This is a genomic window from Flaviflagellibacter deserti, from assembly GCF_042652085.1.
GTDB classification, from domain to species: Bacteria; Pseudomonadota; Alphaproteobacteria; order Rhizobiales; family Methylopilaceae; genus Flaviflagellibacter; species Flaviflagellibacter deserti.
Genome location: NZ_JBHSJF010000006.1, coordinates 726,077 through 745,119 on the forward strand (window position 1 = coordinate 726,077; position 19,043 = coordinate 745,119).

General features: G+C 63.6%; 22 protein-coding genes. 11 read left to right on the forward strand and 11 right to left on the reverse strand.

The window, feature by feature from the left end; translation table 11 throughout:
- Positions 1–17 precede the first annotated feature (17 nt).
- Positions 18–530: a single-stranded DNA-binding protein gene (locus tag ACFPFW_RS10510; RefSeq protein WP_114955661.1), complete on the forward strand. Its 513-nt coding sequence runs from the start codon at positions 18–20 to the stop codon at positions 528–530.
- 139 nt (positions 531–669) lie between these two features.
- A complete protein-coding gene (locus ACFPFW_RS10515; RefSeq protein WP_114955660.1) occupies positions 670–1,302 on the forward strand; it encodes a DUF4142 domain-containing protein in 633 nt (210 codons plus the stop codon).
- 54 nt (positions 1,303–1,356) lie between these two features.
- On the opposite strand, the gene metC is transcribed toward ACFPFW_RS10515, so the two are convergent.
- Complete coding sequence (gene metC, locus ACFPFW_RS10520; RefSeq protein WP_379770607.1) at positions 1,357–2,502, reverse strand: cystathionine beta-lyase; 1,146 nt, start codon at positions 2,500–2,502, stop codon at positions 1,357–1,359.
- A 163-nt stretch (positions 2,503–2,665) separates the two neighbouring features.
- On the opposite strand from metC, the gene ACFPFW_RS10525 reads away from it, so the two are divergent.
- A complete protein-coding gene (locus tag ACFPFW_RS10525; protein WP_379770610.1) occupies positions 2,666–3,832 on the forward strand; it encodes an AI-2E family transporter in 1,167 nt (388 codons plus the stop codon).
- Here the strand turns inward: ACFPFW_RS10525 and sseA are convergent.
- Together sseA and gloA are read right to left on the reverse strand one after the other, a co-directional pair.
- A complete protein-coding gene (sseA, locus tag ACFPFW_RS10530; protein ID WP_114955925.1) occupies positions 3,829–4,665 on the reverse strand; it encodes a 3-mercaptopyruvate sulfurtransferase in 837 nt (278 codons plus the stop codon). The two genes, ACFPFW_RS10525 and sseA, sit on opposite strands and share 4 nt — an antisense overlap.
- Before the next feature lie 5 nt (positions 4,666–4,670).
- Entirely contained in the window at positions 4,671–5,111 is a 441-nt protein-coding gene (gene gloA / locus ACFPFW_RS10535) for a lactoylglutathione lyase (RefSeq protein WP_114955658.1), read from the reverse strand.
- A gap of 199 nt (positions 5,112–5,310) precedes the next feature.
- Here gloA and ACFPFW_RS10540 point away from each other — a divergent pair, with 199 nt between their 5' ends.
- Both ACFPFW_RS10540 and ACFPFW_RS10545 read left to right on the forward strand, forming a co-directional pair.
- On the forward strand, positions 5,311–5,904 hold the full coding sequence (locus tag ACFPFW_RS10540) for a cold-shock protein (protein ID WP_114955657.1): 594 nt from the start codon (positions 5,311–5,313) through the stop codon (positions 5,902–5,904).
- Positions 5,905–5,915: 11 nt separating this feature from the next.
- On the forward strand, positions 5,916–6,356 hold the full coding sequence (locus tag ACFPFW_RS10545) for a DUF192 domain-containing protein (RefSeq protein WP_114955656.1): 441 nt from the start codon (positions 5,916–5,918) through the stop codon (positions 6,354–6,356).
- Positions 6,357–6,358: 2 nt separating this feature from the next.
- On the opposite strand, the gene ACFPFW_RS10550 is transcribed toward ACFPFW_RS10545, so the two are convergent.
- Positions 6,359–6,673 carry a polyhydroxyalkanoic acid system family protein gene (locus ACFPFW_RS10550; RefSeq protein WP_114955655.1) on the reverse strand — a complete coding sequence of 105 codons (315 nt, stop codon included), beginning with the start codon at positions 6,671–6,673 and terminating at the stop codon, positions 6,359–6,361.
- 124 nt (positions 6,674–6,797) lie between these two features.
- Here ACFPFW_RS10550 and ACFPFW_RS10555 point away from each other — a divergent pair, with 124 nt between their 5' ends.
- Entirely contained in the window at positions 6,798–7,295 is a 498-nt protein-coding gene (locus ACFPFW_RS10555) for a response regulator (RefSeq protein WP_162799581.1), read from the forward strand.
- On the opposite strand, the gene ACFPFW_RS10560 is transcribed toward ACFPFW_RS10555, so the two are convergent.
- Together ACFPFW_RS10560 and ACFPFW_RS10565 are read right to left on the reverse strand one after the other, a co-directional pair.
- The gene (locus ACFPFW_RS10560; protein WP_114955653.1) at positions 7,296–7,643 is read right to left on the reverse strand and encodes an ArsC family reductase; all 348 of its coding nucleotides are present in this window, start codon (positions 7,641–7,643) and stop codon (positions 7,296–7,298) included.
- A gap of 19 nt (positions 7,644–7,662) precedes the next feature.
- A complete protein-coding gene (locus tag ACFPFW_RS10565) occupies positions 7,663–8,400 on the reverse strand; it encodes an SDR family oxidoreductase (RefSeq protein WP_114955652.1) in 738 nt (245 codons plus the stop codon).
- A 111-nt stretch (positions 8,401–8,511) separates the two neighbouring features.
- Here ACFPFW_RS10565 and ACFPFW_RS10570 point away from each other — a divergent pair, with 111 nt between their 5' ends.
- From ACFPFW_RS10570 to ACFPFW_RS10580, 3 genes are all read left to right on the forward strand, one after another.
- Positions 8,512–9,741 (forward strand): DUF1963 domain-containing protein, encoded by a 1,230-nt coding sequence (locus tag ACFPFW_RS10570; RefSeq protein ID WP_114955651.1) that lies wholly within the window; start codon positions 8,512–8,514, stop codon positions 9,739–9,741.
- 304 nt (positions 9,742–10,045) lie between these two features.
- Positions 10,046–10,849, forward strand: a complete 804-nt coding sequence (locus ACFPFW_RS10575; protein WP_114955650.1) for a DUF899 domain-containing protein — start codon at positions 10,046–10,048, stop codon at positions 10,847–10,849.
- Positions 10,836–11,096, forward strand: coding sequence for a hypothetical protein (locus ACFPFW_RS10580; RefSeq protein WP_379771464.1), 261 nt, complete (start codon positions 10,836–10,838; stop codon positions 11,094–11,096). The genes ACFPFW_RS10575 and ACFPFW_RS10580 overlap by 14 nt, the downstream gene beginning before the upstream one ends.
- 11 nt (positions 11,097–11,107) lie before the next feature.
- Here the strand turns inward: ACFPFW_RS10580 and guaA are convergent, their stop codons facing one another.
- Positions 11,108–12,670, reverse strand: a complete 1,563-nt coding sequence (gene guaA, locus ACFPFW_RS10585; RefSeq protein WP_114955648.1) for a glutamine-hydrolyzing GMP synthase — start codon at positions 12,668–12,670, stop codon at positions 11,108–11,110.
- Positions 12,671–12,802: 132 nt separating this feature from the next.
- On the opposite strand from guaA, the gene ACFPFW_RS10590 reads away from it, so the two are divergent.
- Positions 12,803–13,717: a leucyl/phenylalanyl-tRNA--protein transferase gene (locus ACFPFW_RS10590; protein ID WP_114955647.1), complete on the forward strand. Its 915-nt coding sequence runs from the start codon at positions 12,803–12,805 to the stop codon at positions 13,715–13,717.
- On the opposite strand, the gene ACFPFW_RS10595 is transcribed toward ACFPFW_RS10590, so the two are convergent.
- Genes ACFPFW_RS10595 through guaB form a run of 4 tightly spaced genes read right to left on the reverse strand, consistent with a single transcriptional unit; the run spans position 13,708 to position 17,297 of the window.
- A complete protein-coding gene (locus ACFPFW_RS10595; protein WP_114955646.1) occupies positions 13,708–15,003 on the reverse strand; it encodes an RsmB/NOP family class I SAM-dependent RNA methyltransferase in 1,296 nt (431 codons plus the stop codon). The two genes, ACFPFW_RS10590 and ACFPFW_RS10595, sit on opposite strands and share 10 nt — an antisense overlap.
- Positions 15,000–15,371: a DoxX family protein gene (locus ACFPFW_RS10600; protein WP_114955645.1), complete on the reverse strand. Its 372-nt coding sequence runs from the start codon at positions 15,369–15,371 to the stop codon at positions 15,000–15,002. Before ACFPFW_RS10600 ends, ACFPFW_RS10595 begins: the two co-directional genes overlap by 4 nt.
- Positions 15,372–15,794: an MAPEG family protein gene (locus ACFPFW_RS10605; RefSeq protein ID WP_114955644.1), complete on the reverse strand. Its 423-nt coding sequence runs from the start codon at positions 15,792–15,794 to the stop codon at positions 15,372–15,374.
- 3 nt (positions 15,795–15,797) lie between these two features.
- Entirely contained in the window at positions 15,798–17,297 is a 1,500-nt protein-coding gene (gene guaB / locus ACFPFW_RS10610) for an IMP dehydrogenase (RefSeq protein ID WP_114955643.1), read from the reverse strand.
- 156 nt (positions 17,298–17,453) lie between these two features.
- Between guaB and ACFPFW_RS10615 the strand changes: the two genes are divergently transcribed.
- A complete protein-coding gene (locus tag ACFPFW_RS10615; protein WP_114955642.1) occupies positions 17,454–18,911 on the forward strand; it encodes an MFS transporter in 1,458 nt (485 codons plus the stop codon).
- The last annotated feature ends 132 nt before the right edge of the window (positions 18,912–19,043 follow it).

The following is a 19,043-nucleotide window of genomic DNA, read 5'->3' on the forward strand; positions in this document are numbered from 1 at the left end:
CACGGACGGAGATGGTTATGGCCGGCAGCGTCAACAAGGTCATTCTCGTCGGCAATCTCGGCGCCGACCCGGAAATTCGCCGTACCCAGGACGGCAAGCCGATCGCGAATCTTCGCATCGCCACCTCGGAAACCTGGCGTGACCGCAACAGCGGCGAGCGCAAGGAAAAGACCGAATGGCACCGCGTGGTGATCTTCAATGAAGGTCTTTGCAAGGTGGCGGAGCAGTTCCTCCGCAAGGGCGCCAAGGTCTATATCGAGGGCGCGCTCCAGACCCGGAAGTGGACCGACCAGGGCGGCCAGGAGAAGTTCTCGACCGAGATTGTGCTGCAGGGCTTCAACTCGGTGCTGACCATGCTCGATGGCCGGGGCGGCGGCGGTTCGGGCGAGGATGACTTCGGCGGTGGTGGCGGCGATTACGGCCGTTCCGGCTCGTCGGAGCGTCGCCAGCCGGCCTATGCGGGTGGTGGCGGTGGCGGAAGCAGTTCGGGCCGGATGGGCGAGATCCTCGACGACGAGATTCCGTTCTGAGGTCTGACCTTACCGCGAAGGTAAGCTGCTGATCAGGAAGACTTTCTCGGAACCCCGCTATCTTCGGTTCGTTTCCATAGGATAGCGGGCCACGCCAAGCACGAGACCTCTGCGGGCCCGCCCACAGAGGAGCGATCCAATGAGAAAGCACATCCTTCTGGCCGCAGCGGCGAGTCTTGCGCTCGCCCCGGCAGCGGCCTTCGCGCAGGGTGCAGCCCCCGCACCGATGAAGAAGCCGGCCGAGATGGGCCAGCAGCAGGGCCAGTTGAAGTCGGCGGACGCAAAATTCGTCCAAAACGCCGCGATTGGCGGCGCATTCGAGGTCCAGTCGAGCGAGCTCGCACTGAAAAAGGGCGAGAGCGCCGAGGTGAAGGATTTCGCCCGGATGATGGTCCGGGATCATGGCAAGGCCAATCGCGAACTCATGGATCTTGCGAAGGAGATGGGCGCGGAGACGCCCAAAGCGCTCGACAGCAAGCACAACCAGGTCATCCAGAAGCTCGGCGGCCTCTCGGGAGCGGCCTTCGACCGGATGTACATCCAGGCGCAGCTCGACGCGCATAATGAGGCGGTCGCCCTGTTCCGGAACTATGGCGAGTCATCCGCTTCGAATTCCCAGTTGAAACAGTTCGCCACCAATACCCTGCCGATCCTGCAGGAGCATCGCCGACATGTGCAGGGCCTGAGCGGCGTGGCCCAGGGCGAGAGCGATGCGACGACGGGCCGCTCGTCGGCGGAGCCGATGCCCAAACAGAAGCAGGCTCCGCAATAATCCGAGCCTGACGGAAAGCCGAGCGGCCGGCGCATTGCGCCGGCCGCGTTCGTTTCAGCCTCGCAGAGCCGGGAACGCACGGTCGAGATCGGCGATCAGATCCTCGACATCTTCGAGACCGGCATGGATGCGCAGCGTGCGCCCCTTGAATCGCGAGGGCAGGGAACGGCCGCGGGTGTCGAAGGGAATGATGAGGCTTTCGAAGCCGCCCCAGGAATAGCCCATGCCGTAAAGCGTCAGCGAGTTCAGGAAGCGCTCGATATCCGCCTGTGAATAGCCTTCACGGAGTTCGAAGCCGAAAAGACCCGACGCGCCGGAGAAGTCCCTCTTCCAGATCGCATGGCCCGGATCGGTTTCGAGTCCCGGATGCATGACTTGCGCAACTTCCGGCCGGCTCTGCAGCCAGCGGGCCAGCGCGAAGCCGGTCTCCTGATGGCGGGCGAGACGGATACCCATCGTGCGGAGGCCGCGGAGGGCGAGCGAGATGTCGTCCGGGCCCACCGTCAGGCCGAGATTGCCATGGGTGTTGTGAAGCCGTGCCCAGGCATCTCTGTTGGCCGAAACGGTGCCGATCATGATGTCGGAATGGCCGGAGATGTATTTCGTGCCGGCCTGGATCGAGATGTCGACGCCATGCTCGAGCGGCTTGAAGAACAGCGGCGTCGCCCAGGTGTTGTCCATCAGGACCAGTACGCCCGCTCTGTGCGCGACCTCGACGATGGCGGGAACGTCCTGGACGTCGAAGGTCAGCGAGCCGGGGCTTTCGGTCAGGATCGCCTTGGTGTTCGGGCGGATCAGGTCGGCGATGCCGGCACCGACCAGCGGATCGTAATAGGTCGTCTCGACGCCGAAATCCTTCAAAGTCGTATCGCAGAAATGCCGGCCGGGATTGTAGGCGCTGTCGACGACGAGGAAATGGTCGCCCGCCCGGACCGCCGAGAGCATGGCGGTCGTGACGGCCGAGAGGCCGGACGGGGTCAGGACTGTGCCGGCGGCACCTTCGAGTTCGTTGATCGCGCCGGTCAGCGCATCGATCGTCGGCGAACCGCGGCGGCCGTAGCTGTATTTGTTCCGATGCGCGAACAGGTCTTCCGCGTTGGGATAGAGCACGGTCGAGCCGCGATAGGTCGGCGGGTTGACGAAGCCGTGCTGCTGAAGGGGATCGCGGCCGGTGGCGACCAGAGCCGTGTTCGGGCCCAACGGGGTCCGCGGATCACGAGAAGCTGACATGGAATGACTGAGGTCCGATCATTGGGAGGGCAGGCATTCTCTCCTCCTTTTGCCCGGAGGCAAGCCCATCTCTTGGAACGGCGAAGACGATCGGACGTTCTTTCGAGCATTCCCTTTGCTGGAACGAAACCCGATGGCCGAAGAGTCGAAACGTGCCGAAGTCTCGTCCCTGTCATTCCGGCAGCAGCCGATCGAGGTCTCGATGCGCGGCCTGCTGCGCAGTTCGATCATCGGCATTTTCCTGATCATGCTGATCGGCGCGATGTACTTCGCGCAGGATCTGCTGATGCCGATCGCGCTGGCCTTCATGTTCTCGATCCTGCTCAGCCCGATCGTGCGGGCGGGAGCTAAGTGGCGGATTCCCGAATGGATGACGGCTACGTCTCTGGTCCTGCTTCTTTTTTTCCTGATCGCCCTCGGCGTCTATTCGTTGAGCGGACCGGTATCGCAGTGGATCGACGACGCGCCCCGGATCGGCAGCGAAGTCCAGAAGAAGCTGTCGGGAATCCGCGCCTCGCTCGGTTTCGTGGTGCAGGTCACCGAACAGGTCAGCCAGATGACGACGCAGAACGATCCCGGTGTGCAGAGAGTCGTCCTGAAAGAGCCGGGGTTCCTAAGGAGTGCCGCGACGGGCGTTCCTGCAGTCGTGGCCAAGGTCGGCCTGACGCTTGTCCTTCTGCTCTTCCTGCTGGCGTCCGGAGATCTCTTCCGCGAGAAGCTGGTGAAGATCCTGCCCACGCTCAGCGACAAGAAGCGGGCGATCCACATTTCACGGGACATCGAGAGAGAGGTCTCACGCTACCTCCTGACCATCACCGGCATCAACATCGCGACCGGCGCCTTCATCGGGGTCGGCATGTGGATCATCGGCATGCCCAACCCCGTGCTGTGGGGCGTGCTGGCGACGTTCCTGACCTATATCCCATATCTCGGCGCGCTGATCGGGATTATCCTCGTTGCCTGCGTCGCGCTCGTCTCGTTCGAGACCGTGAGCTACGCGATGCTCGCGCCGGGCATCTATCTTCTCGCGGCCATGCTCGAAGGGCAGGTGCTGACGCCGATGATCGTCGGACGCCGCCTCGAGATGAATGCCGTGGCGATCCTGCTCGCCGTCGCGTTCTGGGGCTGGGTGTGGGGCATTGTCGGCGTGCTGATGGCCGTGCCCTTGCTCGTGATGGTGAAGGTGTTCTCCGATCACGTCGAAGGGCTCGACGCGATCGGCCAGTTCCTGTCCGCGCGCGAGACCCACACGCCGCCGGCGGAGGAAGCCGAAGCTCGCGCAAAGCCGGCGGCCGCCTAGCCTTTCGCCTTCGGGGTATCGCTGCGGCTCCCCCATTCCGCCCATGAGCCGTCATAGAGACGGGGCAGGGGACGGCCGCTTTCTTCGACCGCAAGCGCCAGGATCGCCGCCGTGACGCCGGAGCCGCATGTCGTCAGGATCGGTCCGTCAAGTTCGACGCCGTTCTTGCTGAACACCTCTTCGAGCGCCTTGGCATCTTTCAACTGACCATCGGTCAGCACGCTGGAATAATGGACATTGTGGCTGCCCGGCATGTGTCCTGGCTGGACGCCCGGACGCGGCTCTTCCTCCTCGCCGCGATAGCGCGTGCCCGAGCGGGCATCGACCACCTGGGCGAGGCCGTCATCGAGCGCCTGCCGGACGTCGTCGATATGCGCGACCGCGCCGGCATCGAAGCGGGTCGAGAAATGACGCGGCCCGCGCGTCACCTCACCCGCTTCCGTGGGGCGACCCTCCGCCTGCCATTTGGGGAACCCGCCATCGAGGACGAAGACGTCCTTCAGCCCCATGACCCGGAAATTCCACCAGACGCGAGCGGCCGAGAACATGCCGGCGCCGTCATAGACGACCACCGTCATGTCGTCGGAGACACCGAGCTTTCCGACTGCCGCGGCGAACGTCTCGGGCGAGGCCAAAGTGTGCGGCAGGCTCGAGGAATGATCGGAGATGGCGTCGATATCGAACCGAACGGCACCCGGAATATGTGCTGCGCGATATTCCGCGACGGGGTCGCGATCGCGATCAGGCGTGTACCAGCTGGCGTCAAGCACAACGACGTCCGAGCGGCTGAGATTGTTCGCCAGCCAATCGGTGGAAACGAGATTGCTGCGCATCTGGCTCACCACTTGCCGGTGTTCGGCATCGAGGCCCAGGGTTCCTGCTTGGGCAGCGCCGGGCCTTTCTGCAGCAGCTCGATCGAGATGTTGTCGGGCGAGCGGACGAAGGCCATGTTGCCGTCACGCGGAGGCCGATTGATGACGACGCCTTCCTTCTGGAGGCGCTCGCAGGTCTCGTAGATATTGTCGACGACGAAGGCGAGGTGGCCGAAATTGCGACCCTCGCCGTACTCTTCCGGATCCCAGTTATAGGTCAGCTCGATCTCGGGTGCCCGCTCGGCCTCGGCCCGGTCCTTGTCTTCGGGCGCGGCCAGAAAGATGAGGGTGAATTTGCCTTCCGGCACGTCTTTGCGCCGGGTTTCGACCAGTCCGAGCTTCCGGCAGTAGAAATCGAGCGAAGCATCGATATCGCGGACGCGGACCATGGTGTGGAGATAGCGCATGGGAAATCCTCTGGCTTGCGGGCTTTGGAAAATATGGGGTGGAACGGCGATCTCAAGTCCAGAGTTAGGGGTGGGTGAGGCTTTTCGGTCACCCTGAATCACAGGCGCCAAGATTTGGCCACTTTTCGCTTCCCGTCGATCAAGTCACTGCTATTCTGGATTGAATAGCGACTCGCGGAATGAGGCGGCGAGCAGCGAGATGGGATCTGACGGTATGCGCAGCCAGGCGGGGCTGGGGCCACAGCAGTCGGAAGAGACAGACGAATCGCATCCCCTCGACCTTGTAGAGGTCGCAGGCGTGATCAAGTGGTTCGATGTCGCTAAAGGCTACGGATTTATCGTCCCGGATGCGGGCGGACCAGATGTGCTTTTGCACGTCACAGTCCTCCGCGCGGGCGGTTTCCAGACGGCGAACGAAGGTGCCCGCATCGTTTGCGAGGCGCAGGCTCGCGCCAAGGGCATGCAGGCGTTCCGCATCCTCTCCATGGACACATCGACGGCGGTTCATCCCGCCCAGCTTCCGCCGCGGACGCATGTGAACGTTACTCCCACCAGCAATCTCGAGCGGGTGGAAGTGAAATGGTTCAACCGGCTGCGCGGCTTCGGCTTCCTGACGCGGGGCGATGGCTCTCCGGATATCTTCGTCCATATGGAGACTTTGCGTCGCTATGGCCTCGCGGAGCTGAAGCCCGGCCAGACGGTGCTGGTGCGCTACGGGCAGGGACCGAACGGCCTGATGGCGGCGGAAGTCCACCCGGACGGCGGTCCGATCCAGGGCCCGTCCTCGCACTGAAATTCTCCCACATGATGCGCCTTGGTCTTTGCCTGCTATGGGCGCTGCTCGTCTTGGTGCCGGCGGCGCATGCCGCGAACCTGACGAAACTGACGATCGATACGGCCAGCGGCGAACACGTCTTCAATGTCGAGGTCGCGAAGGACGATAATGACCGCGCCCGCGGCCTGATGTACCGCCGCGAAATCGCGCCGGATTATGGGATGCTGTTCGATTTCGGCCGGGAGCAGCCGGTCTCGATGTGGATGCAGAACACTTATGTCTCGCTCGACATGGTGTTCATCCGTGCGGACGGCGTCGTGCATCGCGTCGAGGAGAGGACCACTCCACTCTCGACCAGGACGATCGATTCAGGCGTGGACGTGAAATACGTGTTGGAGCTCGCGGCGGGCACCGCGGCGAAGATCGGCCTCAAGCGTGGCGACAAGGTCGAGCACGACATCATCCGCTAGCGTCATTTCTTTGTGAGAAGCATCTGCGAACCGCGCTTCTCGATCTGCCCCTTGACCTTCTCGGCGATCGTCGCGAGTACCCAAGGAAGGTCGACCTCGACCCGGACCTGCTGGTCCATCACGTGAATCCGACCCGTCACCGACTGTTTCAACATCACCATTTTGAAATTCAGGTCGTCGCCCTGCCATTCGTCCTCCAGGGACGAGGCATAGCTCGCAAGCTGAGGCTTGATCGAATCCAGGCCCTCGCGGATGCGCTTCGTTGCTTCGGCCTTGGTGTGATGATGGGGCAGGGTGACGACGACCGGTTTCTTCATCGCGCGCTCCTTCGATGCTTAACGCCAAATAGGTGCCGGACACCGCATTTTCGACAGTTCCGTTCACGGGTCCCTAACGCCTGACAGGCGATAAAGGCTATTGCTGAATTCGCGAGACAGGCCTTTGGCTACGTCCCCCTACGCTCAGACTGCAGTGCTCGTCGTCGATGACGACGCCTATCTTCGCAAGATCGTCCGCAGCCTCCTGATCGGCTTCGGCGTGCAGCGCGTCTACGAGGCCGGCGACGGCGCGCAGGGGCTCGAACTGCTGGAGCAGTTCCGGCCCGACGTTCTTCTCGTCGATTGGGAAATGCCGATGCTGACCGGCGCGGAGATGATCCGCCTCGTCCGCAACCCGGAAACCTCCGCCAATGCGACCGTGCCGATCATCATGATGACCGGCCATACCGAGCGTCACCGCATCGAGCAGGCCATGCAGCTCGGCGTAAACGAAATTCTGGTGAAGCCGTTTTCGGCCAAGGGCCTGCTGCAGCGCCTCGATTTGGTGAAAAACCATGCCCGACCGTTCATGCAGATCGGCTCCTATTTCGGGCCGATGCCGCGCCAGCCACGCGGGGCGGCGGCCATCGGGCTCGGTGACGTCAAGCAGCCCGCCGGCTGATCAGGTCGTTGCGGCTGCGTAGATTTCCGGCTTGAAGCCGACCGTCAGTCTGCCGTTCACGTCCAGCACCGGACGCTTCACCATGTTCGGCTGAGCCAGCATCAGCGCCTGCGCCTTCTTCGCGTCGAGGTCCTGCTTGTCGGCTTCGGGTAGGGCCCGGAATGTCGTCCCGGAGCGGTTCAGCAGGACTTCCCAGCCGAGTTCCTTCACCCAGCCGGCGAGCGTGGCTGCGTCGAGACCTTCGGACTTGTAGTCGTGGAAGCGATAGGTCACGCCGCGCTCATCGAGCCAGGCACGCGCCTTCTTCATCGTGTCGCAGTTCTTGATGCCGTAGATGGTGATGGACATGGTTCCCCAGCTTTGACGCTCATCGCATGGTCAGGCCGCCATCCACGGCGTACTGGCTGCCCGTCACATAGGATGAGTCGTCGGACAGCAGGAAGAGGGCCACGGCGGCGGCCTCCTCGGCGGAGCCAATGCGTCCGAGAGCGACGTTGGAAACGACGCTCGCTTCGAAAGAAGCCCGAAGGTCATCGGCCATGAAATCGCGGAAGTTCGTTTCGATCGGTCCCGGCACCAAAACGTTAACCCGAATGCCGCGGGGCGCGAGGGCGGACGCCCAGCAGCGTGCGAGGGCAACGAGCGCTCCCTTGGTGGCGGAATAGACGCTGGCCATGCCGGCGCCTTCGTAGGTCGACGTCGACGAGGTGACGACCACCGAGCCGCCCTCGTTGATGAGATGGGACAGCCGCGCGAGCTGGAGCACCGGACCACGCACATTGGCGCTCATCATGCGATCGAAGAAATCGGCCGTGACCTCCTCGACGGTTCCGACCGCCGCATAGCCCGCATTCAGCCATAGGCCGTCGAGCTTGCCGATGGATTGGACCCGGGCAGCGAGTTCATCCGCTGAGGACGGGTCTGCGGCATCGTTGCGGAGGACGGCGGCCGTCGGAATGGCGCGCCGGGACTCGTCCAGCCGCCTTTCGTTCAGCCCGGTGACGAGTACCTGGCCGCCTTCATCGACGATGCGTTTCGCGCCCGCCAGACCGATGCCGCTGGTGCCACCGGTGATGAGGACGCGCTTGTTCGTGAACCTGGGCAAAACGTCTCTCCGGGTGGCCCGATCGGAGTCTTGAAAGTCGTATCGGCGTGTCGCCATCAGCGCAATTGATGAAAATTTTGTTCACGTTTTGATCTTGCATGTTTTGCGCCGATGAGCTTTTCTGTGCGCGGGAAGGTTGCACTGAAGATCGAGTTGCGCAGGGCTGGGGGATATCTGATGGAACTGGTCAATGAGATTGCGCAACTGTCGCGCGAGATAAAGGAAACCGCTCATATCGGCCGCACCAATCGGCTGATCACGAGGCAAAATCGGCTTTACGAGCAGGCCGAGGCGAGCCCCGCCAACACCGAATTGTTTCGCGCGTTGCTCAATCATCCGGATCCGGACGTGCAGATGACCACCGCCTGGTATTGTGGCTGGCGACGGTTCATGGTTCAGGATGCCGAGGCGACGGTGAGCGGCTTGGTCGCGCGTGGCGGCGAAATAGGATCGCGCGCCGCGCGCTGGCTGGATAGTCGTGAGCGTATGGCCGCCGGCATTTCAAGGGCGCTGGAGATTCCTCGGGTGCTGCCATTTCCCGGCGCGCCCGCCTGTCATTCGCGCGATGCCGTCATCGGGGCGATAAGGACGCGGTTTTCCGGACGCCGCGTCGAAGAGATGTCGGCGCTGATACGCCGAGCGATCCTGCTGCGTCCGACTGAAGCCGCGAACGATCCCAGATCGTCCAGGTTCGGTGGGCTACCAATCATGGCGCCCGGGCATTCCTGGCCCGAGGGTGAGCTTGAGCCGTTGGTTTTTATCGGCCAGATCAATTGTGCCGAGCTTTACGCGGCGGTGGGCGAAACTCCTCTGCCGAGTGAAGGGTTGGTCCAGTTCTTCTGCGATCACGACGACGTTCACGGATGCGAGCCGACATTCGAGTACGCGGTCATTTATTGTCCGAGCGCCGACGGACTCCGGCTGACGGAGCCGCCAGTCGAAGATTTTGAACCGACCGTGCAGTGCGGGCTAGCGTTCTACGAGACGATGGAGCTTCCGCATCCCAATAGTAGCGCCATCCAGGCTTTGAGGCTCGATGACACCGAAACGAGCCTCTATGAGGCGATGTACGGCGAACTGTTTGCGGAGCCGGGGAAGAACTGGAAGTATCATTGCGACAACAGCAAGCTGTTCGGCTGGCCCGATCTGCTGCAGGGCGATCTGGTGGACTATTCTTACGTCGAGCCGGACTTCGATCTCCTGCTGCAGATCGGCGAGTACCACGATGGTGCATCGTCGCAGAGCTGGGGGCCGGGCGGTATCGTCTATGCGGCGATCAGCGACGATGATCTCGGCAAACGCGACTTCACCAATGCTCAGATCGTGACACAGGTGACATAGCCGTCGGTCACCAGACGAACGGGATCAGCCGATAGCGGACGCGCCTTGCATAGTCGTCACAGCCTTCGAGGCCGTCCCGGAGGCCCTCATGCCGATCGCCGATTCCGGATTCCGTATGTCGCCCATGGGCGGCCGAAGCGCATCGCCGGCTCGAAGCACGGGAGACGGCTGCTGCCATAAATATTCCGACGCCCGGATCGCTGTCTTGCCAGCCGTCATTAAACCATCCGGTTGACTATCCAGAGTGCGAGCCTATATTCAACCGTATGGTTTAGTAATGGACGTCGCAGCAGGGAGATGAATTATGCAGCATCAAATCGCTTCACGAGACGAGTGGCTGAAGGATCGGCTCGCGCTGCTCAACGAGGAGAAGGAACTGACGCGGCGCAGCGACGAGCTGGCTCAGCGGCGTCAGGAGTTGCCGTGGGTCAAGGTCGACAAGGAGTACCGGTTCGAGACCGATGAGGGGAGCGCCTCGCTTCAAGACCTCTTCAAGGGGCGCTCGCAGCTCCTCGTCTACCATTTCATGTTCGGACCCGACTACACGGCGGGGTGTCCGTCCTGTTCGTCGATCGCGGATGGGTTCAACGGCGTCTTCGTCCATCTGGAGAATCACGACGTTGCGTTCACGGCGGTGTCGCGTGCGCCGCTCGCCAAGCTGCAGGCTTACAAAACGCGGATGGGCTGGACGTTTCCCTGGGCGTCCTCGACCGGCGGCGAGTTCAACTTCGACTTCAACGTGTCGCTGACCGAAGAGCAGCAGCGCGATGGGACGATCGTATATAATTACCAGCGCGAGGCGCCGTCGTACGGGAGCGAGGACGCCGAGATACCCTCACGCTCGACACCGGACGGGCCCACTCTGTTCGCTGCCATGAGCGGAACCGACGCGGCCACGTTCACCCGCGAGCGGCCGGGCATGAGCGCGTTCGTGCTGGAGGATGGCGTCATCTATCACACCTATTCCACCTATTCGCGTGGGCTCGATGGTCTTTGGGGCATGTATCAGTGGCTCGATCGAGCACCCAGGGGACGCAACGAGGCGGGTCTCTGGTGGCGTCGCCATGACGAATACGACCAGGATGACCGGCGTCATGGCGGTCCGTGATGAACGCGGTGATCCGTCCGTCCTCGCCACAGCAGACTTGCTGAACCTCGCAGCGGCGCCGACCTTCGCGATCATGGCGCTGCTGACGGGCGTTCCCGGGCACGGCGCGCAGGAGATGTTGTGCTCGGCGGTGGACGCGTCACCGGTTAGCGGGATGGCCCTGATGTACGGGCTGATGAGCGCCTTCCACTCGGCGCCCTGGCTCAGGCTGATCTCCAGCCGGCACGCCTGCGACCGGCGTCCTTAGGGCGTCCGCCATTACTCCCACTCGATCGTGCCGGGCGGCTTCGACGTGACGTCGTAGACCACACGGTTGATGCCACGGACCTCGTTGATGATCCGAGTGGCAGCACGGCCGAGGAAGTTCATGTCGAAGGGGTAGAAGTCGGCGGTCATGCCGTCGACCGAAGTCACGGCACGCAGTGCCAATACGTGATCGTATGTACGTCCATCTCCCATGACGCCCACGGTACGGACCGGCAGAAGCACAGCGAAGGCCTGCCAGATGACGTCGTAGAGGCCGGCTTTCCGGATTTCGTCGAGGTAGATTGCGTCGGCCTGTTGCAAAATGCCGATCTTCTCGCGGGTGATCTCGCCGGGAATGCGAATTGCAAGGCCGGGGCCGGGGAAGGGATGGCGGCCGACGAAGGCTTCCGGCAGGCCGAGCTCGCGGCCGAGCGCGCGGACTTCGTCCTTGAACAGTTCGCGTAAAGGCTCGACGAGCTTCATGTCCATACGCTCGGGCAGGCCGCCGACATTGTGGTGGGATTTGATGGTGACCGACGGGCCGCCGTGGAACGACACGCTTTCGATGACGTCCGGATAGAGCGTTCCCTGCGCGAGGAAATCGGCGCCGCCGATCTTCTTCGCCTCGGCCTCGAAGACTTCGATGAAGAGCTTGCCGATCGTCTTACGCTTCTGCTCCGGGTCGGTGACGCCTTCGAGCGCGCCGAGGAAGAGGTCGGACGCGTCGGCGTGGACAAGCGGGATGTTGTAATGGTTGCGGAACAGGCTCACGACCTGTTCGGCCTCGTCCTTGCGGAGCAGGCCGTGGTCTACGAATACGCAGGTGAGCTGGTCGCCGATCGCCTCGTGGATCAGGAGGGCCGCAACCGACGAGTCGACGCCGCCCGACAGGCCGCAGATGACCCGGCCGTTGCCGACCTGGGCGCGGATCTTGGCGATCGCCTCCTCGCGATAGGTCGCCATGGTCCAGTCACCGTCGGCGCCGACGATCTGACGGACGAAATTGCGGATCAGGCGCTCCCCGTCCGGCGTGTGGACAACTTCCGGATGGAACTGCACGGCGTAATAGCGGCGGGCCTCGTCGGCGATCGCGGCGAACGGCGCGCCCTGGGAGACGGCGATGACCTTGAAGCCCTGGGGCAGGGAGGTGACGCGGTCGCCGTGGCTCATCCAGACGGGATATTTGTGGCCGCTCTGCCAGACGCCGTCGAAGAGATGGCTGTGGGCGACGACCTCGACCTCGGCGCGGCCGAACTCGCGGTGATGGCCACCTTCGACCTCACCGCCGAGTTGGGCGACCATGGCCTGTTCGCCGTAGCAGATGCCCAGAACGGGGATGTCGGCGTCGAACACTTCCTGCGGGGCGCGGGGAGTGTCGAGCTCGGTCACGGAGGCCGGGCCGCCGGAGAGAATGACGCCCTTGGGCTGGAAGGACCGGAAGACTTCCGCGGCTTTTTGCGAGGGAACGACCTCGCAATAAACGCCCTGTTCGCGGACGCGGCGCGCGATGAGCTGCGTCACCTGCGAGCCGAAATCGATGATGAGAATGCGGTCGTGGGAAGGAGATGCGGACATGGCGAGGGGTTAAGGCAAAGCCGTCCGCTTCGCAATGGCTTCAGTCGTCGCCGCAAGTTTCCCTCGGTGTGTTTACCGCATTTTATTGGATTTCCGTGATGTCTGAGGTCAGTAGATTGTAAGGATGCCGCAATGCAGTCGCTGACGGACACTTCCGCAGCTGCGATTTCGGCGGGCCGCCGGGAAGACCGACGCGCCCGCTTCGCCGAGACTCCGCGGCAATGGCTCGAGCGGCAGGTGCTCGGACTCGCCTATACGCTGAAGCCGGTTCGCATCGGCGAGGCGCTGCCGCTGGCGCTGGCGAGCGTCGCCGATTTCCTGACAAGCGCTCCCGCCGCTCCGCAGATCGGCCGCGTCAACGACCGTCCGCCGGGCTATGGCGGCCGCGTGCGCGACGAGTCACCCGAGGTCGTCCTGGATGGGATGCGCGCGGGTTTCTACCCGCACTCGCATATCGGCCCGCTGAAATGGTGGTCGCCGCCGAAGCGCGCGGTCATGTCCCTGTCGGACGTTCATATCGCTAAACGCTTCCGCCGCACCTTGCGCGGCACGGATCTGACCGTCAGCCTCGACCGCGCGTTCGACGACGTGCTTCTTGGCTGCGCTGCCCGGCGCCCGGGCAGGCCTCATCTGACCTGGCTTCGGCCGGGTACGCTGCATCTCTATTCGCGTCTCTTCGACAAGGGCCATGCCCATTCGGTCGAGGTCTGGAATGCGGAAGGCGCGCTCGTCGGTGGCCTGTTCGGGGTGGCGCTCGGCCCGGTGTTCGGCGCGATGTCGATGTTCCACATCGCCGACAACGCCTCGAAGATCGGCATCGTCAGCCTCTATCATCACCTCAGCGAATGGGGCTTCACCACCGTCGACCATCAGAACATGTCGGCCTGGGTCGAGACTTTGGGCGGGCAGGTCGTGCCGCGCGCGGACTATGTCTCGATGCTGAGCGGCCCGGCCCCAGCGAAATCAGCGTCCGGCCGCTGGCAGGCCGAGTTCACGCCCCAGCAAACGGCGGACTGGACGCCGCCGGGCGCGACCACTCAGGACTGACGTTTCAGGATCGCGACGAAAAAGCCGTCCGTGCCGCTGCGGCGCGGCGTCAGGAGCAGGCTGTTGCCGTCTTTCGCGGCGTGGCTCTCGCAGGCGGCAAGGCCGGCTTGACCCATGGCTTCATGCATGTCGCTCGGCACGAAGCCGGGATGGCGCTCACGAAATGCCGCGAGGCGATCCGTGTTTTCGTCCGCGAGCAGCGAGCAGGTGATGTAGACGAGCCGGCCACCGGCTTTCACCAATGGGGCGGCCTGATCGAGCACGGCGTCCTGCTCGGCCATGCGGGCTTCGAGTGCGTTCGGGCGAAGACGCCATTTGGCGTCGGGATTGCGGCGCCAGGTGCCGGTGCCGGTGCAGGGGGCATCGACGAGGACCATGTCGGCGTGCCCCGAGAGATCGCCGAGCACGTCTTCCTTGCCGCGCGGCGAGCGGATCTGGAGATTGCGGACGCCGGCGCGCTGGGCTCGCTCGTGGAGCGGGGCGAGACGGCGGATGTCGCGGTCATAAGCGAAGATCTGGCCCTTGTTCGCCATGCCGGCCGAGAGCGCGAGCGTCTTGCCGCCGCCGCCAGCGCAGAGATCGATCACCTGTTCTCCCGGAGCCGCGCCGGCAACAAGAGCGGCTATCTGCGAACCCTCGTCCTGGACCTCAACGAGGCCATGGAGAAAGGCCGGTTCGGACTGGACCGGGGGGCCGCGCCCGTCGGCGAGGAGTGGAATGCGGATACCGACGGGTGACAGCGGTGTGGGAGCGGCATGAAGATGCGAAAGCTCTTTGAGCGCTTCCGCACGGTCACCTTTCAGGGCGTTGACCCGGAGATCGAGTGGCGCGCGCTCGGCCAGTGCCTCGCCCTCGAAAGCCCTTTCAGCGCCGAAAACGCGGGCGAACTTCTCGTCGAGCCATTCTGGATAGTCGCCGCGAACCCATTCTGGGGCATCGTCGATCTTACTATTTGATAATGCTTGTATTTCTGATGCGGACAAAGCGTCGGGAGCGTGCGGACTGTCTGCAAACAAAGCGGCGACTTTGTCTGCATCCAGGCCGCGCGTGAACGCCAGCGCGCCGAGCACGAGCGCGCGAGGCGTTTCGGCTCCGAGGCGCCAGACGATCGATGAGCGGCGGCGCAGAGCGTCGTAGACGAGGCTTGCGATCGAGGCCCGATCCTTCGATCCGGCGAAGCGATGCGACAGGCCCCAATCCTTCAGGGCGTCCGCAACAGGTCGGCGGCGCGCTTCGAGATCGGCCAGAACCTCGATGGCCGCCGCGGCATGGGCTCCGGGCCTCATCGCGCGGACGCCGCGATTGCGAGCAGGCCGCCGACGATGATCGTGTTCGAGAGGATGACGTTCAACTCCTTCTCCCGCTGCGGACCTCGGGTGTTCCAGATGTCATGCACCATCAAAGTCGCCACGATTACGAATGCGGCCATGGCGATCGCAACCTCAAACAGCCAGAAGCCGGAAATGGCCAATGCGCCGAGGACGATCTCGATGATCGCACCGCACTGGGCGACCAGCTTGGGAAGCGGAATGCGCTTGCTTTTGAGCAAATCCGCGACCAGTGGCAAGCCTCGAAGGATACGGATGCCGATGACAATGAATGCGCCCCCCGCGAGCACGCGCGCCAGCAGAAGGAGGAGGTCGTCGGCGTTCATCTAGAGCGAGGCGAACAGGATGTTCAGCGCGAAGATCAGCCAAGCGAGGAACAATATCATCACGCCGACTGCGAAGAACGCGGCGCGCATGCGCAGGTTTCCTTGCACGTAAAACCAGGCATGCAGGATGCGGGTCGCGACGAAGACCCAAGCGAGGGCGACGAAGAACAGGCCTGCCTGATGGGTCAGGAGTTCGAGCGGAACCAGCGCGAAGAAAAGGACCGGCAGTTCGAACTGGTTCTTGTAGCAATTGTTGATCAAGGTCGCGCGCTTCGGCCAGCCGCGGCCCTCGTCCATATAGGCCGCCATGTCGAATTGGCCGGCCCGCACGGCCCGCGCCCGTTCCCGAGCCATCCAGAACAGCAGACAAAAGGTCAGGGCTGCCTGAGCAAAGACCGGGAGCAGGACGGATTGTATGGACATGGGTCAGACCCGTGTCGGGTAATTGGGGCTTTCGCGGGTGATGCTGACGTCGTGGACGTGGCTTTCGCGCAGACCAGCTCCGGTGATGCGGACGAATTCCGCCTTTTCCTTCAGCTCCGTCAGGTCCTTGGCACCGACATAGCCCATCGCGGCGCGGAGGCCGCCGGCCAGCTGGTGAAGGACCGCGCCGAGGGGGCCCTTGTAAGGAACCTGGCCCTCGATGCCTTCCGGCACGAGCTTCAGCGAGTCCTTGATGTCCTGCTGGAAGTAACGGTCGGCCGAGCCCTGGGCCATCGCGCCGACCGAGCCCATGCCGCGATAGGCTTTGTAGGAGCGGCCCTGATAGATGAACGTCTCGCCGGGGCTTTCCTCGGTGCCCGCAAGGAGCGAGCCGACCATCGCGACGTCGGCGCCTGCCGCGAGCGCTTTTGCGAGGTCGCCCGAGAACTTGATGCCGCCGTCGGCAACGACCGGGACGTCGTGCTTCCGGGCCTCGTCGGCGGAATCCATCACCGCCGTCAGCTGCGGAACGCCGACGCCGGCGACGATGCGGGTGGTGCAGATCGAGCCCGGGCCGATGCCGACCTTGATCGCGTCCGCGCCGGCCTCGATCAGCGCCTTGGTGGCGCCAGCCGTGGCGACGTTGCCGGCCATGACCTGAACGCTGTTCGAGAGCTTCTTCACCCGGTCGACCGCCTTCAGGACGTGGGCCGAATGGCCGTGCGCCGTATCGATGACGAGCAGGTCGACGCCGGCGTCGATCAGCTGTTCGGAGCGGGCGAAGCCGGAATCGCCGACGGTAGAGGCGGCAGCGACGCGGAGGCGGCCTTGTTCGTCTTTGTTGGCGAGCGGATTCGAGACCGCGCGCTCGATGTCCTTCACGGTGATGAGGCCGGTGCAGCGTCCGTCGTCGTCGACGACGAGGAGCTTTTCGATCCTGTATTGATGGAGGAGGCGCTTGGCCTCGGCCTGATCGACCACGCCCTGCTTGACCGTGATCAGCCGGTCCTTGGTCATCAACTCGGCAACTGGCTGTGCGGGGTTCGTGGCGAAGCGAACATCGCGGTTGGTAAGAATGCCGACGAGCTTGCCGGAACGGCCGTTCGGACCACGCTCAACCACCGGAATGCCCGAGATCGAGTAGCGCTTCATCAGCTCGAAGGCTTCGCTCAGCGTCTGGTCCGGATAGATGGTGACCGGGTTCACCACCATGCCGCTCTCGAACTTCTTGACCGCGCGGACCTGGGCAGCCTGCTCTTCGACAGAGAGGTTGCGATGGATGACGCCAAGGCCGCCGGCCTGCGCCATTGCGATGGCGAGGCGGGCTTCGGTCACCGTGTCCATCGCCGAGGACATGATCGGGATATTGACGGAGATCGTACGGGTGACGCGCGACCGGAGATCGGCTTCGCTCGGCAGGACCTCGGACAGGCCTGGACGAAGCAATACGTCGTCGAAAGTGAGGGCTTCGCGGCCAAATGCCGATTCGATGAGGCGAGCCATGCCAACGTTCCTAGCGTTCGGATGAGCGGGACGGATGCGCGGTCGCGCCTCGTCTTCGCTCTTGGGAGTTGGCGCGGGTGCTTAGCACGAAGGTCGGGTGGGGGCAAAGCGCGCTTTGGCTTTGCTGCGATGCAGCTTTGCACTAACTAGCCGCCCATGCTCCCGCCGCGCGTACTGGTTCCCCTCATCGTCGCCTGCGCATTGTTCATGGAGAACCTCGATTCGACGGTTCTCGCGACGGCATTGCCCGCGATCGCACGGGATATCGGGGCCGACCCGATCCGGCTGAAGCTGGCGCTGACCTCATATCTCCTGAGCCTTGCGGTCTTCATCCCAGCCTCCGGCTGGATGGCCGACCGCTTCGGCGCGCGGTCGGTGTTCCGGCTCGCGATCGCCGTATTCATGCTGGGCTCGATCTTCTGCGGGCTGTCGAGCACGATGGGCGAGATCATCGCGGCGCGCATCGTCCAGGGAATGGGTGGGGCGATGATGGTGCCCGTGGGGCGTCTGGTCATCCTCCGCACCGTGCCAAAGAGCGAGCTCGTCGGTTCGCTGGCATGGCTGACCATTCCGGCGCTGATCGGACCCGTCGTCGGCCCGCCGCTCGGCGGTTTCATCACGACCTATTTCCACTGGCGCTGGATATTCTGGATCAACCTGCCGATCGGCGTGCTGGGCCTGATCCTCGCGACCATGTTCATCCCGAATGTGCGCGGCGAAGAGCAGACGCGGTTCGATACGATCGGCTTCATCCTGTCCGGCATCGGCATGGCGAGCTTCGTCACCGGCTCGACCGCGATCGGCCTGAACATCCTGCCGATTCCGCTGGTCGTCCTGCTGCTCCTCTGCGGCGCGACCTTGCTGACTACTTACGTCTTCTATGCTCGCCGGGTACCGAATCCGATCCTCGATCTGTCGTTGTTCCGCATTCCTACCTTCCGGATCAGCATCACCGGCGGATCGCTGTTCCGGATCGGCATCGGCGCGATTCCGTTCCTTCTGCCGCTGCTGTTCCAGCTCGGTTTCGGCATGACGCCATTCCAGTCCGGCATGCTGACCTTCGCCGCTTCTCTGGGCGCCATGGCGATGAAGTTCGCCGCGCCGCCGATCTTGCGGACATTGGGTTTCCGCACGGTCATGGTGACGAACGCGATCATCGCGTCGCTGTTTGTCGCGGCCCCGATTTTCTTCACGACCGCGACGCCCGGTGCGATTGTCCTGGCAGTGCTCCTGGCCGGCGGTTTCTTCCGCTCGCTGCAATTCACCAGCGTCAACGCGCTCGGCTATTCCGACGTCTCACAGCTGCAGATGAGCCGCGCGACCAGCATGACGAGCGTGGCGCAGCAGGTGTCATTGTCCGTGGGCGTCTCGATCGCGGCGCTGACGCTCGAGACGTCGCTGAAGCTGCGCGGCGATCACACGCTGATCATCAGCGATTTCACGCCGGCCTTCATCGTGGTCGCGGTGGTCTCCGCGCTGTCGGTCTTCGCGTTCGCCCGGCTAAAGCCCAACGCGGGCGCGGAGGTGTCGGGCCATCGTCGCAAGACGGTGTCGGAGGAGGGCGACGAGCTCATCGCCGATGATCCCATCATCGAGGCACGCGAGCGCGGCTGAGGAACCATGCCGGGCAGTGCCGGTTGATCCCTCGAGGAGGATCAACCGATGATCAGACGACTTATCAAAGCCGCCTTCCTAGTCTGGATCGCCAAGAAGTTCGTTGGCCGCGGCCACGACGACCGCCGTACC

Bases quoted from the DNA above. Each gene is read 5' to 3' on its own strand.
- guaB (WP_114955643.1), bottom strand. From the start codon at position 17,297: ATGGCTCGCCTCATCGAATCGGCATTTGGCCGCGAAGCCCTCACTTTC.
- ACFPFW_RS10515 (WP_114955660.1), top strand. From the start codon at position 670: ATGAGAAAGCACATCCTTCTGGCCGCAGCGGCGAGTCTTGCGCTCGCC.
- ACFPFW_RS10525 (WP_379770610.1), top strand. From the start codon at position 2,666: ATGGCCGAAGAGTCGAAACGTGCCGAAGTCTCGTCCCTGTCATTCCGG.
- sseA (WP_114955925.1), bottom strand. From the start codon at position 4,665: ATGCGCAGCAATCTCGTTTCCACCGATTGGCTGGCGAACAATCTCAGC.
- ACFPFW_RS10595 (WP_114955646.1), bottom strand. From the start codon at position 15,003: ATGAGGCCCGGAGCCCATGCCGCGGCGGCCATCGAGGTTCTGGCCGAT.
- ACFPFW_RS10615 (WP_114955642.1), top strand. From the start codon at position 17,454: ATGCTCCCGCCGCGCGTACTGGTTCCCCTCATCGTCGCCTGCGCATTG.
- ACFPFW_RS10510 (WP_114955661.1), top strand. From the start codon at position 18: ATGGCCGGCAGCGTCAACAAGGTCATTCTCGTCGGCAATCTCGGCGCC.
- gloA (WP_114955658.1), bottom strand. From the start codon at position 5,111: ATGCGCTATCTCCACACCATGGTCCGCGTCCGCGATATCGATGCTTCG.
- ACFPFW_RS10590 (WP_114955647.1), top strand. From the start codon at position 12,803: ATGCAGTCGCTGACGGACACTTCCGCAGCTGCGATTTCGGCGGGCCGC.
- ACFPFW_RS10545 (WP_114955656.1), top strand. From the start codon at position 5,916: ATGATGCGCCTTGGTCTTTGCCTGCTATGGGCGCTGCTCGTCTTGGTG.
- ACFPFW_RS10580 (WP_379771464.1), top strand. From the start codon at position 10,836: ATGGCGGTCCGTGATGAACGCGGTGATCCGTCCGTCCTCGCCACAGCA.
- ACFPFW_RS10600 (WP_114955645.1), bottom strand. From the start codon at position 15,371: ATGAACGCCGACGACCTCCTCCTTCTGCTGGCGCGCGTGCTCGCGGGG.
- ACFPFW_RS10575 (WP_114955650.1), top strand. From the start codon at position 10,046: ATGCAGCATCAAATCGCTTCACGAGACGAGTGGCTGAAGGATCGGCTC.
- guaA (WP_114955648.1), bottom strand. From the start codon at position 12,670: ATGTCCGCATCTCCTTCCCACGACCGCATTCTCATCATCGATTTCGGC.
- ACFPFW_RS10605 (WP_114955644.1), bottom strand. From the start codon at position 15,794: ATGTCCATACAATCCGTCCTGCTCCCGGTCTTTGCTCAGGCAGCCCTG.
- ACFPFW_RS10570 (WP_114955651.1), top strand. From the start codon at position 8,512: ATGAGCTTTTCTGTGCGCGGGAAGGTTGCACTGAAGATCGAGTTGCGC.
- ACFPFW_RS10540 (WP_114955657.1), top strand. From the start codon at position 5,311: ATGGGATCTGACGGTATGCGCAGCCAGGCGGGGCTGGGGCCACAGCAG.
- ACFPFW_RS10550 (WP_114955655.1), bottom strand. From the start codon at position 6,673: ATGAAGAAACCGGTCGTCGTCACCCTGCCCCATCATCACACCAAGGCC.
- ACFPFW_RS10560 (WP_114955653.1), bottom strand. From the start codon at position 7,643: ATGTCCATCACCATCTACGGCATCAAGAACTGCGACACGATGAAGAAG.